Raw genomic sequence first — 14,031 nt, forward strand, 5'->3', positions numbered from 1 at the left:
GGAGAGGGTGAAAGGCAGCCAGTGGTTATTATTACGTTCGTCCCCCAAATCCAGCACCGAACAGTCCCCTCTCCCCTTTGGGGAGAGGGTTAGGGTGAGGGGTGTGGGGGGTTTTGTTATTTACTGTCAGACTTATATTCGTACTCGTAATAGCCATAATCCTGATAGCCGGTCGCGCGACGGAAGATGGAGTTCAGGATCACCCCTTTAATCTCAATCCCGTTCTGCTCGAAGCGGCTCAGGCTGGTTTCCACCTCTTTCAGGGTGTTCACCGCGTAACGCGCCACCATCAGCGTCGTACCCGCATGGCGACCCACAACGGCAGCGTCGGTCACGGCCAGAATCGGCGGCGTATCGATCAGCACCAGGTCGTAGTTTTTGCTCGCCCACTCCACCAGCTCGGTAAAGCGTTCGCTCATCAGCAGCTCGGACGGGTTAGGCGGTACCTGACCACGTGGGATCAGGTCAAATTTCGGCACGGTAGTCGGTTTTGCGCTCTGGCTGATGTCACCTTTGCCAAGCAGGATCTCTGACAGACCGTTGACGTTGTTGGTACCCAGCAGTTCGTGGGTGTAGCCCTTACGCATATCGCAGTCGATCAGCAGCACGCGCTTGTTGGTCTGGCTAACGACCGCCGCCAGGTTGGCGCAGACGAAAGTTTTACCGATTGACGGGCTAACACCGGTCAGCATCAGGACGTTGTTTTTAGCCTGCATCATGGCGAAGTGCAGACTGGTACGCAGGCTGCGTATCGCTTCAATCGCCAGGTCGGTTGGGTTACCCACCGCCAGCAGCTGGCTCTGTTTGTAACGCTTAACGCCTTTGATGGTTTTGACGCTGTCACGGGATTTTTGCCACTCAGACAGCGGAATGCTGGCATAGACGTTGATACCGTTCTCTTCCAGCACCTGCGGGCTTTCGATACCGCGGTTGAACAGCGAACGCAGCAGCACGCCAACGATGGAGAGCATCAGGCCGAGAATAATGCTGCCGAGAATGATCAGCGCTTTCTTCGGCTTCAGCACGCCAGGCTGGGTAATCGCCGGGTCGACGATGCGCACGTCACCCACGGTGCTTGCCTCGGTGATTTTCAGCTCCTGCTGCTTGTTCAGCAGTTGCATGTAAACCTGCTGTCCGGACTCCACGTCGCGGGTCAGACGCACGATCTCCTGCTGGGTTTTCGGCATCGCGGTCACGCGGTCATTGAGCTTCGCCTTCTCCTCTTCCAGCGTGCGGCGTTTCTCCAGCAGGGTGCGGTAGGCCGGGTGGCGTTTGGTGTAAAGCTTGGAAATCTCCGCCTCTTTGAAGGTCAGCTCGTTAAGCTGCGCATCAATATTGACCATCGAATCGAGGACAGACTTTGCCTCCAGCGGCAGGTCAACGGAGTCTTTATCCTGACGGTAGGCGTTCAGCTTGTTCTCGGCATCATCCAGACGGCCGCGTACTTCCGGGAGCTGTTTCGCGAGGAAGGCCAGGCTTTTCGCCGCTTCAGCCGACTTACGCTCGACGTTCTGCTCAAGATAGTTGCGGGTAATGCTGTTCAGGATGTCGCGGATCTGATCCTTATCTTCACCGGTAAAGGTCATGCTCAGCACGCCGGTATCCTTACCGTTTTCGGTGACGGTCAGGTTGTTCTGCAGATTGTTGATCATCCCCAGCGTGGAGAATTTCGTGACGGTGAATTCACCGCCCTCCTGGGCATTGATCGCGCTGACCATCATGCTGACGCCATCTTTGGTGAGCATCTGCCCCACTTCACCGCGCGCGCTAAAGCCCGCGTCGCTGGTCAGCTGGTACTGTTTCGGGCCAAGCACCGTCAGGGTAAAGGTCTGATCGGCGGCCCCTTTTGGCAGCACAAAGTCAGTGACCTTGACCGTGTCGTTGTTTCTGCCCATCAACCGATCCCAGCCCGCACCAAAGATCGGGAAGGTATTTTTGGTGACGGAGATATCAAGCCCAAGGTCGTGGACCGTTTTACCCAGTACCAGACGTGACTGGATGAGCTGAATTTCAGCGTCGGAGGCCGGCGGCTTGTTCGCCAGCGCAGAGCCAATGTCCTGCACCAGCGAGTTGCCGGTATTCTGCTCGATCTGCACCAGCGCATCGGCGCTGTAGATGGGGGTGGCAAACAGCGTGTAGACGACGGCCGCAGCGGCAAACACGGCGGTAATGCCCAGCACCCACCACTTTGCCTCGACAACAGTGCCGACCAGGCGTCCAATATCAATTTCATCACTGCCCGAAGTCGGGGTGGCAGAAGGTCTTGTTTTTTCGGTCATTGTTATCCCTGCTGAGCTTTCAGTGCCTGCGCCCACTGTTGGGCAGACTGGTCAAGTAAGGTGTAAACCGCCTCAAAGGCCTCATGGCTTTTGCGGTAGGGATCGGGGATTTCACGTTCATTGTCCCAGTGTCCAAACAGCATCACCTTACCGCGCATCTCCGGAGCGATATCGCACAGCGCATGAATATGGCGTTTTTCCATCGCCAGAATCAGGTCATACTCGCGGCACATGCGGCCAGTGACCTGGCGGGCAACATGCCCGTCGAGAGAGAGGTGATGATCCCGCGCCACGATCGTTGCGCGCTCATCGGCACCTTTACCGACCAGTGCACCCAGCCCTGCCGAATCAACGGTCAGTTCGGGCTGGTAGTGTTTCAACAACCGTTCAGCCGTAGGGGAACGGCAAATGTTCCCCACGCATACCACCAGAATTTTGTTAAACATCGCGGATTACCAGGTATGAATGTCGCGCGCCGTATCCGTCATGTAGCGAACGCCACTGATGGTTGGCAGCAACTGGTTGATCAGACGGTTCCAGCGGGCAACCGGTGCGGTAGTGACATACACCACATCGTATGGCTGGAGACGGAACTCCGTCGCCATCACCAGAGAGGTCGCATCGGACATATCCAGCTGGTAGATGTTGGCAATCTTGCCTTTCGCACTGCCCTCACCTTTCAGCGGACGGATCACGAAGATGCCGGTCGCGTTAGAGGTCGTCAGATCGATACCCTCAGCATTGCCCAGCGCTTCGGTCAGCGTCATACCGCTGAAGTCCATCTTGAGGGTGCTTTGTTTCTTCACTTCACCCATCACGAAGACTTTGAGATCGTCATTGCGTGGTACATAGAGGATGTCGCCCGGGTAAAGCAGGCGGTTCTGGGTCAGATCGCCGTTTTGCATCAGCGCCTGCAGTGAAATGCGCTGCTCCTTCCCATTGTGGGTCAGTACCACGTTGCGCCAGTCGGCGCCGTCGGTTAACCCGCCCGCGGCGTTAATGGCATCCAGCACGGTCAGAGGAACGTTGGTGATAGCCTGCTGACCGGATTTGTTCACCTGGCCGGAGATGTAGGCTTTTTGCGAGCGGAATGCGGCGATATTAACGTCCACCTGCGGGTCGGCGATGTACTGCGCTAAGCGGCCGGTAATATCACTACGGATCTCAGCAAGCGTTTTCCCTGCCACATGGACTTTACCAATGTAGGGATAGAACATGGTGCCATCTGACTGCACCCAGTTACCGGTGTCGCTTGAGCTACGGTACTGGCCCGCTGGCGTGGTCAGTTCGGGGTGGTCCCAGACGGTCACGTTAATGACGTCTCCAGGCCCTACGCGATACTGGTAGGACGCAATTTCCTGGTCCAGTGACATATTCGGCTGGGCAACGTTTGGACGTGGGCGTAATTGTTCGACCAGACGAGGCGTAAGTGGATAAACATTCACCATTTTGTCGAGATCAAAATCGGCATCCTGTTGCTTGATCACATCCTTGCCCATTGTTGACATATTGCTGCCGGGAAAGACAGTGCAACCGCTCATCAAGGTCACAGACACCAATAATGGCATCAATTTCATTTTGGAGTTCATCATTGATTATTTATCACTTTGGCAGAGTAATTATCCTGTGCAATTTAAATACGTGTGAATCTAAAATGCATTAAGAATGTAGCTAATTAAATAAAAATATAACTAGCATCATTCCTAAAAAAAACGTTATTTGGCCAGTCACTGTTGACAACGGAATCATGGCTCATCCACACACATCCAGGCACGCTACCGCCCTTGGCTTCCAGCTACCAATACGCTATAACACGATGAATTGCAGGCAAAAAATCGCCAGATTTTTTGCATTTGAAATAAATGGAGCATTCATAATACGCAGGCACTATTTCGTTAGTCGCTCAAAAAAAAACAACAACCAGTGACAGAAGATATCCTTTTTCAGGCTATTAATCTTGTAACAGCTAATCCCAAAACAGGCAAGAAAACGGGTTCCGAACACCAAATTTTAAGAATTTGTTTAGAAAAGTAGTTTATTTTTAAGAATTTCTTTATATTGACAGCGTTATCATTGAACATCTTTTAATGCGATATTTCTTAATTTTGTTATTTCAGATAAATACAGACTTTCTTGATGAATTAGACTTATTATTCCCGGTATTATTAATTTAATGATTATTGAGAGAAATCTCATACTGACATTGCAATTTCCCCCAGCTTTATCCATGATCGAATTGTGTCATTCGTCATGTTACAGAAGGTATTGCTACTACTATGGAATGGATTGCCGATCCCTCAATCTGGGCCGGGCTGGTTACGCTGGTCGTCATCGAGCTGGTGCTCGGGATTGATAATCTGGTTTTTATCGCCATCCTCGCTGAAAAACTGCCCCCTTCCCAGCGCGATCGCGCGCGCGTAACGGGGTTGCTGCTGGCGATGGTCATGCGGTTACTGCTGCTGGCCTCTATTTCCTGGCTGGTCACGCTCACTCAGCCTCTGTTCTCCATCCACGGTCTGAGCTTTAGCGCCCGCGATCTGATCATGCTCTTCGGCGGCCTGTTCCTGCTGTTCAAAGCCACCGTGGAGCTCAACGAGCGGCTGGAAGGCAAAGACAGCGAGAACCCGACCCAGCGCCGCGGAGCAAAATTCTGGCCGGTGGTCGCGCAAATCGTGGTGCTGGATGCGGTCTTCTCCCTGGACTCGGTGATCACCGCCGTCGGGATGGTGGACCATCTTGCGGTGATGATGGCCGCGGTCATTATTGCCATCACGCTGATGGTCATGGCCAGCAAGGCACTGACCCGTTTTGTGAACAGTCACCCCACCATCGTGATCCTCTGTCTGAGCTTCCTGCTGATGATTGGCTTTAGCCTGGTGGCCGACGGTTTTGGCTTCCATATTCCGAAAGGCTACCTGTATGCCGCCATCGGGTTCTCCGTCATGATTGAAGCGCTTAACCAGCTTGCGATATTCAACCGCCGCCGCTTCCTTTCCGCAAATCAGACGCTGCGTCAGCGTACGGCCGACACGGTCATGCGCCTGTTGAGCGGTAAGAAAGAGGATGCGGAGCTGGACGCCGAATCCTCCGCCATGCTGGCCGACCACAGTGACGGGCAGATCTTTGACCCGCAGGAACGACGGATGATTGAGCGGGTGCTCAATCTTAACCAGCGTACGGTCAGCAGCATTATGACGTCGCGGCATGATATAGAGCATATTGACCTGACGGCCCCGGAAGCGCACATTCGCGCCCTGCTGGATAAAAACCAGCACACACGCGTGGTGGTGACCGGCGGGGAAGCGGAAGAGGAGCTGCTGGGCGTGGTGCACGTTATTGATCTGCTCCAGCAGCAGCTTCACGGCGAGCCGCTCAATCTCCGCGTCCTGGTTCGCCAGCCGCTGGTCTTCCCGGAGGGGCTGCCGTTACTTTCCGCCCTTGAGCAGTTCCGTAACGCGCGGACCCACTTTGCCTTTGTAGTGGATGAGTTTGGTTCGGTGGAAGGACTGGTCACGCTCAGCGACGTGATGGAAACCATTGCCGGTAATCTGCCAAACGAGGTGGATGAGATTGATGCCCGCCACGACATTCAGAAAAACGCCGACGGCTCGTGGACGGCAAACGGCCATATGCCGCTGGAAGATCTGGTGCAATATGTCCCGCTGCCGCTGGATGAAAAGCGGGAATATCACACCATTGCCGGTCTACTGATGGAGTATCTGCAGCGTATCCCGCAGCCGGGGGAAGAGGTTCAGGTAGGCGACTATCTGCTTAAAACGCTACAAATTGAAAACCATCGCGTGCAGAAGGTTCAGCTGATACCGCTGCGGGATGAGGAAGAACTGGATTTTGAGGTGTAAAAAAGTCGGGTGGCGCAACGGCGTCAGGCTTTTGTAGGCCGGGTAAGGCGAAGCCGCCACCCGGCGCAACAGGCATCACAGCTTATCCAGCAGCTTCTTCACATCCTTGCCGTCCTGCGAATCTTTATTACGATCCGCCCAGCCGCTCAGCCGACGTTTCGCTTCATCCTGCAGATGCTTACGCAGGATCTGATCCACCTGGAGGCTATAATTCAGAGCCTGCCATTTGCCGTATACGCTCAATGGGACCGGCGTCTCTTTCAGGAAGTCGATGAGCTTACTTTCTCCCTGCCAGCCGGAAAGTACCCGCACGTTAAAGCGCGTGTCCGCCGTCTCTTTGACCAGATCCAGCTTACCTTCGCCCGTCAATGATAAGAGTGAAGAGGTACCCTGCATTCCGTCGAGAGAGAGTTGCCCGTTGTCCAGCGTCAGGTCCGTGGTGAAGCTGTCGAGTCGCGTGGCGCTGTCGTAGTTCTCCTGGGCCTTCACATCGCTGCTGCGCTCCACCGCCTGCTGTACCAGCTGCTGGAAGTTGAGCCCTTCCATACGGGAGTTTTTCAGATCAAGATGCGCCTGTCCCTGCCACTCGCGGCGGAAAGCCTCGGCATCAATTTTCGAACCCGAAAAGTCACCCGCAAGCGTCAACTGCCCCGTCAGGGATATCGGGTAATTAAACGCGTTCAGGATGGTCCCTATCTCAACGTTATCGAGACGCGGCTGGAATTCGGCGCTGGCAACGTCTTTACGGACATCCAGCGTGCCGGGCAGCGAGAGGTGCCCTGCGCCCATCTTGCCGCTCAGCTCGGAGATCACCAGCAAACCGTTATGGTTAAACATCTGGCTGCTCACGTCAGTAAAGTCCATGCCGCGCCAGCGCAGGCTAGTGGCTTTCAGCAGAATATCCGCCGTGAATCCGCGCAGGGCGTTATAGTCAGGCTGATCGAGATTCGACGAAATAACCGGGCGTGATACCGCTGCCTGGCTTTGCCCCGTCTGCGCCGCATTGCTGTCCGTGGCGCTGGCTGGCAGAGGCGGCAACAGATTTTCCAGGTTGAGCTTGTCAAACTGCAGATTCAGCACCCACTTCGGCTTTTCTTCGAGCGTGACGCTGGCCTGCCCTTTCAGGCTACTGTCATTTGCCTGCAGGTTGAGGTTATCCAGCTCCAGCTGTTTTTGTTCCTCGCGCCACACAGCCTGCAGCGTCCCCTGCCCGGCGATCCCCTGGGTGGGAAGATCGGCCCCCGTCAGTTGCCAGTCCAGCTGCTGAATGTCGGCGGTGAGCTGGTGCGGATAGTCTGACGCGTTAACGCTGGCATTCAGCGACAGGGTCAGATCGCGCTGATCGCGGTTCACGCGCCCGCTGAATTCCACCGACGCAATATGGTGTGCATCCTGTTCCATCTGCAGGTTAATGTTGCGAACGGTGACCTGCTCTTCGTGCTCATGCTGGAAAACCAGTACGCTATCGGCCACTTTCAGTTTGCCAATATCAAAGGACCAGCCTGTATCAGACGGCTCATCAGGCAGGGTGTTTTCGCGCGGTGCCACCGGCGCGTTAGCATCACGCACGGCCTCGGTTTGCGGGGTGAGCTGAATCACCGCGCCTTTCAGCATCACCTGATTCACCTGCAGTTGATGGGAAATGAGCGGGATCAGCGCCACATCAAGGCGCATGTTGTCTGCGGAAACCAGCGGCTGGGATGCCCCCGGCGCCGTGAGCGACATGCGGCCAGAGAGAATACTGAGCTGTGGCCAGACGTGCCAGCGCAGCGGCCCATCAAGCTTCAGTTGATAACCACTGCGTGCCTCGACCTGCCGCACCATGTAAGCGCGGAAGTCATTGGGGTTAACCAGCAGAACCAACGCCGAAAGGCCAGCCACCAGCACCACCAGCAAAATCATCAGCGTTGTCAGAACTCTTCTCATGGCATCCTCAATGGACTAACGATCAGTCTTTATCAATACGGCTGGCAACCGCACCCTGCTGGTCGCGATATTTTGCGTCCTGGCGGCGGTTATACGGCCTGTCTGCCGGGCCTGACAGCGGTTCAAAACTCAACGCGCCGATCATCATGCCCGGACGAAGCGCCAGCGGCAATTTACCGGCATTGAAGAATTCCAGCACGATACGTCCTGACCAGCCTGGATCGATACGGTGCGCGGTCACGTGTACCATCAGCCCCAGTCGCGCCAGCGAAGAGCGGCCATCAAGCCAGCCGACGAGGTCCGCAGGCAGGGTGACGGATTCAAATGTGACCGCCAGCGCCAGTTCACCCGGATGCAGATAAAAGGCTTCGCCGTCGTCGATAACGATTTCATCACTCATCACGCGATCGAGCGCGGCGCTGACTTCGTCCTTCGGCCCGCTGAGGTCGATGAACGGTGCGGTATGGCCGCTAAAGGTGCGGAATTTATTCCCCAACCGGACATCAACGGTCACCCCATTGATACGCTCAACAGGTGGACGCGGGGTAATAGACAAACGGCCTTCATCCAGCCAGGCTTCTATATCGCGATCACAAAGACGCACGCCTCTTTCTCCTTTCATGCAACGTACCCTGAGTCGGTAAGCGCTCAGGGTAAAACCAGGTTATCTCTGAACGGTACACAATTCACGCGGCTTATTCAAAAAACTGGCTGATTTTCGCTTTTAAGATATCAATCGCAATGCGGTTTTTACCCCCGCGCGGCACGATAATATCGGCGTATTGTTTGGAGGGTTCAATAAACTGCAGGAACATTGGGCGGACCGTTTTCTGATATTGCGCCATCACGGAGTCCATTGAACGGCCGCGTTCATTAACGTCACGCTTGATGCGGCGCATCAGGCAGATATCCAGCGGAGTATCGACGAAAATCGAGAAGTTCATGGATTCACGCAGGCGGGCATCGGTCAGCAGCAGAATGCCTTCAAGGATAATGACCTTTTTCGGCTCGATGCGGATCGTTTCCTGGGTACGGGTATGTTCGACATAACTGTAAACGGGCAGTTCAATCGCCTGGCCGCTCTTAAGCGCTTCTAAATGCTGGAACAGCAGGCTGTGATCCATTGCATTGGGGTGGTCATAGTTCGTTTTAACGCGCTCTTCCATCGACAGATGGGATTGATCTTTGTAATAGCTGTCTTCGGGAATGACGCCGATATGCTCATCACCTACTTGTTCACGCAGTTCGCGATAAAGCGTACTGGCAATTAGACTTTTACCTGAAGCCGATGCGCCGGCGATGCCTATAATGACGCACTGATGAGACTTATCAGTCATAAATTTAGCGACCTGATTAACCTGGATGTTAAGGAAGGACGACGCCGGAGCGTCAAACGCGGCAATTATAGGGATTTCGCGGGCGTGATACCAGTCGAATGCACAGGTTCTGCGAGACTGGCCGAAAAGTGACAACTTATTCCCTGAATGAAATTTAAATGACCATTTTTTCACCGTTTCACCGTTTTTTTTAACGGAGTAAGTATTTAATAAGTCTGTGGTGTCAAATTCTGAGCGGTCACCATATGAATTGTAAATTGTTTGTACTAGCATAAACCAAATTATCAAATTCACGCGTTCGGACATCTTCCCTGACGGCATGGCGTCTCTGGATAAAGCGGTAATGAATAAACAATACCAGCGGGTTTTGGTGACTACCCCACATCCTTTAACACGACTTGTCTGTCTGGGCCTGGTCACCTTTATCTTTACCTTATTTTCGCTGGAACTCACCCGTTTCGGCACCCTGCTGGCTCCGCTCTGGTTCCCCACCGCCATTATGATGGTGGCGTTTTACCGCCATGCCGGAAAAATGTGGCCGGGCATTGCCCTGGCCTGCTCGTTCGGTAATGTTCTGGCCTCGTGGATGCTGTTCTCCTGGGGATCGGTCAGCCTCATCTATCCTTCGATCAACATCATTGAGGCCGCTATCGGTGCGCTGTTTCTGCGCAAATGGCTCCCATGGTACAACCCGCTGCAGAATCTGAACGACTGGATCCGCGTGGCCATCGGCAGCGCGCTGGTGCCACCGCTGGTGGGCGGTATTCTGGTGACCCTGCTGGCCCCCGGCACTGAGCCCCTGCGTAATTTCTTCGTCTGGGTATTGTCAGAAGCGATTGGCGCGCTGGCGCTGGTGCCGCTAGGGCTGTTGTTTAAGCCGCATTATCTGCTGCGCCACCGCGATCCGCGGTTGCTGCTGGAAACGCTGACCACGCTGGCCGTGACGTTAGCCCTCAGTTGGGCAGCCATCACCTGGCTGCCGTGGCCCTTCACCTGCGTGATCGTTCTGCTGATGTGGAGCGCCGTGCGCCTGCCGCGGATGGAAGCGTTCATGGTGTTTCTGGTCACCGTGATGGTGGTGTCGCTGATGATTGCCCAGAACCCTCTGGCGCTGACCACCCAGCACGCCGGGCCGATGCTGAACGCCCCCTGGCTGCCGTTCCTGATGCTGCTCCTGCCCGCTAACGTTATGACCATGGTGATGTACGCCTTCCGCGCCGAGCGCAAACACATCACCGAAAGCGAAGAGCGTTTTCGTAACGCAATGGAATATTCTGCCATCGGTATGGCGCTGGTCAGCATCGAAGGAAAATGGCTTCAGGCGAACAAGGCGCTGTGCAATTTCCTCGGCTACAGCCAGGCGGAGCTCCAGTCGCTGACCTTCCAGCAGCTTACCTGGCCAGAAGATCTGAATACCGACCTGGAGCAGCTCGAACAGCTGATCAACGGCGAGATCAATACCTATACCCTCGAGAAGCGCTATTACACGCGCGACGGGGAAGTGGTCTGGGCGCTTCTTGCCGTCTCCGTGGTGCGCCATGCCGACGGCTCGCCGCTCTATTTTATCGCCCAGATTGAAGACATTAACGACCTGAAGCAGACCGAGTGGGTCAATAAACGCCTGATGGAGCGCATCACCCTGGCAAACGAAGCAGGGGGCATCGGCATCTGGGAGTGGGATCTGGAACCCGACATTATCAGCTGGGATAAGCGGATGTTTGAGCTGTATGAAATTCCGCCGCACATCAAGCCCACCTGGCAGCTCTGGCACGACACGATGCTGCCGGAAGATCGCGCCCACGCAGAGAAGGTGCTGCGGGACTCTCTAATTTCCCGTCTGCCGTTTAAGCTGGAATTCCGCATTCGCGTGAAGGAAGGCGTGCGTCATATTCGCTCCCTGGCGAACCGGGTGCTCAATAAGCAGGGAGAAGTCGAACGGCTGCTCGGTATCAACATGGACATGACCGAGGTTAAGCAGCTTAACGAGGCGCTTTTCCAGGAAAAAGAGCGTCTTCACATTACCCTCGACTCCATCGGTGAAGCGGTGCTGTGCACCGATATCAACATGAACGTCACCTTTATGAACCCGGTCGCCGAGAAAATGAGCGGCTGGCTGCAGACCGAAGCTATTGGTCAGCCGATCCTGAAGGTGTTACACATCACCTTTGGTGAAAAAGGGCCGCTGATGGAGAATATTCACAGCGGCGATATGTCCCGTTCCGATATCGATCAGGACGTGGTGCTGAACTGCCGTACCGGCGGCAATTTTGATATCCACTACAGCATTACGCCGCTCAGCACGCTGGATGGACAGAATATCGGCTCGGTGATCGTGATTCAGGACGTGACCGAGTCGCGCAAAATGCTGCGCCAGCTCAGCTACAGTGCTTCCCACGATGCCCTGACCCATCTGGCTAACCGGGTCAGCTTCGAAAATCATCTTAAACGGCTCCTGCAGACCGTTCGCGAAACGCGCCAGCGTCATGCCCTGGTGTTTATCGACCTCGATCGCTTCAAAGCCGTCAATGACACGGCTGGCCACGCAGCGGGGGATGCCCTGCTGCGGGAACTGGCTTCCCTGATGTTGACCATGCTCCGCTCCAGCGACGTGCTGGCGCGTCTGGGCGGGGACGAGTTCGGGTTACTGTTACCGGACTGCAATCTGGAAAGCGCGCGCTATATCGCCGGTCGCCTGATTCATGCCATCAACGACTATCACTTTATGTGGGAAGGCCGCCTGCACCGGATCGGCGCCAGCGCCGGCATCACGCTGATTGATGAAAATAACCATCAGGCGTCGGAGATCATGTCGCAGGCGGACATTGCCTGTTACGCCTCAAAAAACAGCGGACGTGGCATGGTGACGGTGTATGAACCCCAGCAGGAGCGGGATCACCACACGCGCAGCATGATGTCGCTTGATGAACAGTGGCACATGATTAAAGACAATCATCTGATGATGATTGCCCGCAGCGTCGCCTCACCGCGCATCCCTGAGAGCAGTAATTTCTGGCTGCTGTCGTTACGCCTGTGGACCAGCCAGGGCGAAGTTCAGGAAGAGCATGCCTTCCGCTCGGGCCTGGCGGAGCCAGAGCTTCTGCACGCCCTCGACAGGCGGATCTTTAGCGAGTTTTTCCGCACCTCAGCCGCCCAGATCGCCAGTAAAGGCATGGGGGTGGCGCTGCCGCTCTCGGAGGCCGGTTTAGCCAGCGTGACGCTGGTCGATGAACTGCTCGACCTGCTGGATAAAAGCCCGATGCCGGGCCGTCTGCTGCATCTGGTTATCTCTGTCGATGTGGTGTGCAATCCGGATAAGAACCTGCATCGGGGTCTGCAAAAGCTCCGTCAGGCGGGCTGCCGCGTGATCTTCAGCCAGGTGGGACGCGATATGAACGTCTTTACCCACCTGACCGCGAACATGGCCGACTATCTGATGCTGGATGCGGAGGTGGTAACCAACGTGTACGGCAATCTGATGGATGAGATGATGGTGACCATTGTTCAGGGCCACGCCCAGCGTCTGGGAATGAAAACCATCGCAGGCCCCTGTAACCAGCCCATCATGATGGATACGCTCTCCGGTATCGGCATCGATTTTATCTTTGGTGACACCATCGCCGAGCCGCAGCCATTAGATCTTCTTCTCAACACCAGTTATTTCGCGATCAACTGACGGTGCCCAGCCGTCGGTATACCAGATATGCAACAGCGCATAGGAGCGCCACGGCGTCCAGCGTTCGGCATAACGACGAATTTGCGCGGGCGTCATTCCGGCGAAGCGTTGTTTAATCAGGTAATCATCCGGCAGAAACACATCTTTCGCCTGCCAGCCGCGCAGGGCCAGATAATTTGCCGTCCAGCGCCCTATCCCCGGCCGCTGCTGTAGCGCCTTCATCCCCTCTTCTATATTCGCGGGCGGGAAAAGCGGAAATGTTCCGTCGATAACCGACTGCGCCAGATGAATCAGCGACTCCGCGCGCTTTACCGGCATGCCCAACGCTTTCAGCGCCAGCGGGTCCACTGCCGCCAGCGCCTGCGGCGTGGGGAAGCAGAGATAGCCCGGGCAATCCGCCACGGGTTCACCGCATAACGCCACCACGCGTGACGCCAGCTTCGCCGCCATCGCCACGCTCACCAGCTGTCCGAGAATCGCCCGGACGCCCTGCTCGTACGCATCCATCGCTCCCGGCAAACGTAAGCCCGGCCTTGCAGCACCGAGATCGCCCAGCGTCTCCGCGATGTGCTGCGGATTGCAGGCAAGATCGAACAGGCGTTCGATGCGCTCAAGGCACGGCTGCGCAACCGGCATTAACCCCGGGCTGAGGGTCACGTTCAGCGTGTATGTTGCGATATCCGGCGTCACACGGAAGATCCCCTGATGTCCCTCGCAGGCAAAACTGCGCTCGTAGTAGTCGTGCGTGACGGTTTCAATGCCCGTCACCGCACGCGCGCCAAGAAAGCCAAACATCCACTGCCAGTCGTAAGGGGGAAGCCAGTTCAGGGTGTACATCATCTCTCCTTTTGGGTTCTTCACAGCATAAACGGAAAGGTCCTGTTTCGCCTTGCTTTCATATTCCTGTTGTCGCCATGCGGACATTTCGTTAAAGTCTCGCCCCTTCTCACCGGCAT

Annotated in this window: 9 protein-coding genes; 2 read left to right on the plus strand and 7 right to left on the minus strand. The window is 55.5% G+C overall.

What is annotated here, in order from left to right; translation table 11 throughout:
- Positions 1–116 precede the first annotated feature (116 nt).
- The 3 genes from wzc to ABFV38_RS14570 are packed head-to-tail and all read right to left on the minus strand — an operon-like array spanning position 117 to position 3,871.
- Positions 117–2,279 carry a tyrosine-protein kinase Wzc gene (gene wzc / locus ABFV38_RS14560; RefSeq protein WP_348957468.1) on the minus strand — a complete coding sequence of 721 codons (2,163 nt, stop codon included), beginning with the start codon at positions 2,277–2,279 and terminating at the stop codon, positions 117–119.
- Between the two features lie 2 nt (positions 2,280–2,281).
- Positions 2,282–2,725, minus strand: a complete 444-nt coding sequence (gene wzb / locus ABFV38_RS14565) for a low molecular weight protein-tyrosine-phosphatase Wzb (protein ID WP_045908628.1) — start codon at positions 2,723–2,725, stop codon at positions 2,282–2,284.
- Between the two features lie 6 nt (positions 2,726–2,731).
- A complete protein-coding gene (locus ABFV38_RS14570) occupies positions 2,732–3,871 on the minus strand; it encodes a polysaccharide export protein (RefSeq protein WP_008499413.1) in 1,140 nt (379 codons plus the stop codon).
- Between the two features lie 684 nt (positions 3,872–4,555).
- Between ABFV38_RS14570 and ABFV38_RS14575 the strand changes: the two genes are divergently transcribed.
- The gene (locus ABFV38_RS14575) at positions 4,556–6,139 is read left to right on the plus strand and encodes a TerC family protein (protein WP_111968063.1); all 1,584 of its coding nucleotides are present in this window, start codon (positions 4,556–4,558) and stop codon (positions 6,137–6,139) included.
- 75 nt (positions 6,140–6,214) lie between these two features.
- Here ABFV38_RS14575 and asmA read toward each other — a convergent pair whose 3' ends face one another.
- The 3 genes from asmA to udk all read right to left on the minus strand — a co-directional run bounded on the left by asmA (position 6,215) and on the right by udk (position 9,402).
- On the minus strand, positions 6,215–8,065 hold the full coding sequence (asmA, locus tag ABFV38_RS14580; protein ID WP_111968064.1) for an outer membrane assembly protein AsmA: 1,851 nt from the start codon (positions 8,063–8,065) through the stop codon (positions 6,215–6,217).
- Positions 8,066–8,087: 22 nt separating this feature from the next.
- Entirely contained in the window at positions 8,088–8,669 is a 582-nt protein-coding gene (dcd, locus tag ABFV38_RS14585) for a dCTP deaminase (RefSeq protein WP_024908111.1), read from the minus strand.
- A 91-nt stretch (positions 8,670–8,760) separates the two neighbouring features.
- Positions 8,761–9,402: a uridine kinase gene (gene udk, locus ABFV38_RS14590; RefSeq protein ID WP_008500855.1), complete on the minus strand. Its 642-nt coding sequence runs from the start codon at positions 9,400–9,402 to the stop codon at positions 8,761–8,763.
- A 343-nt stretch (positions 9,403–9,745) separates the two neighbouring features.
- Between udk and ABFV38_RS14595 the strand changes: the two genes are divergently transcribed.
- Positions 9,746–13,075 (plus strand): diguanylate cyclase, encoded by a 3,330-nt coding sequence (locus ABFV38_RS14595; RefSeq protein WP_348957469.1) that lies wholly within the window; start codon positions 9,746–9,748, stop codon positions 13,073–13,075.
- Here the strand turns inward: ABFV38_RS14595 and alkA are convergent.
- Positions 13,034–13,912 (minus strand): DNA-3-methyladenine glycosylase 2, encoded by an 879-nt coding sequence (alkA, locus tag ABFV38_RS14600; RefSeq protein WP_348959426.1) that lies wholly within the window; start codon positions 13,910–13,912, stop codon positions 13,034–13,036. The two genes, ABFV38_RS14595 and alkA, sit on opposite strands and share 42 nt — an antisense overlap.
- Positions 13,913–14,031 lie beyond the last annotated feature (119 nt).

The organism is Enterobacter cloacae complex sp. Mu1197, assembly GCF_040059225.1.
GTDB classification, from domain to species: domain Bacteria; phylum Pseudomonadota; class Gammaproteobacteria; order Enterobacterales; family Enterobacteriaceae; genus Enterobacter; species Enterobacter quasiroggenkampii.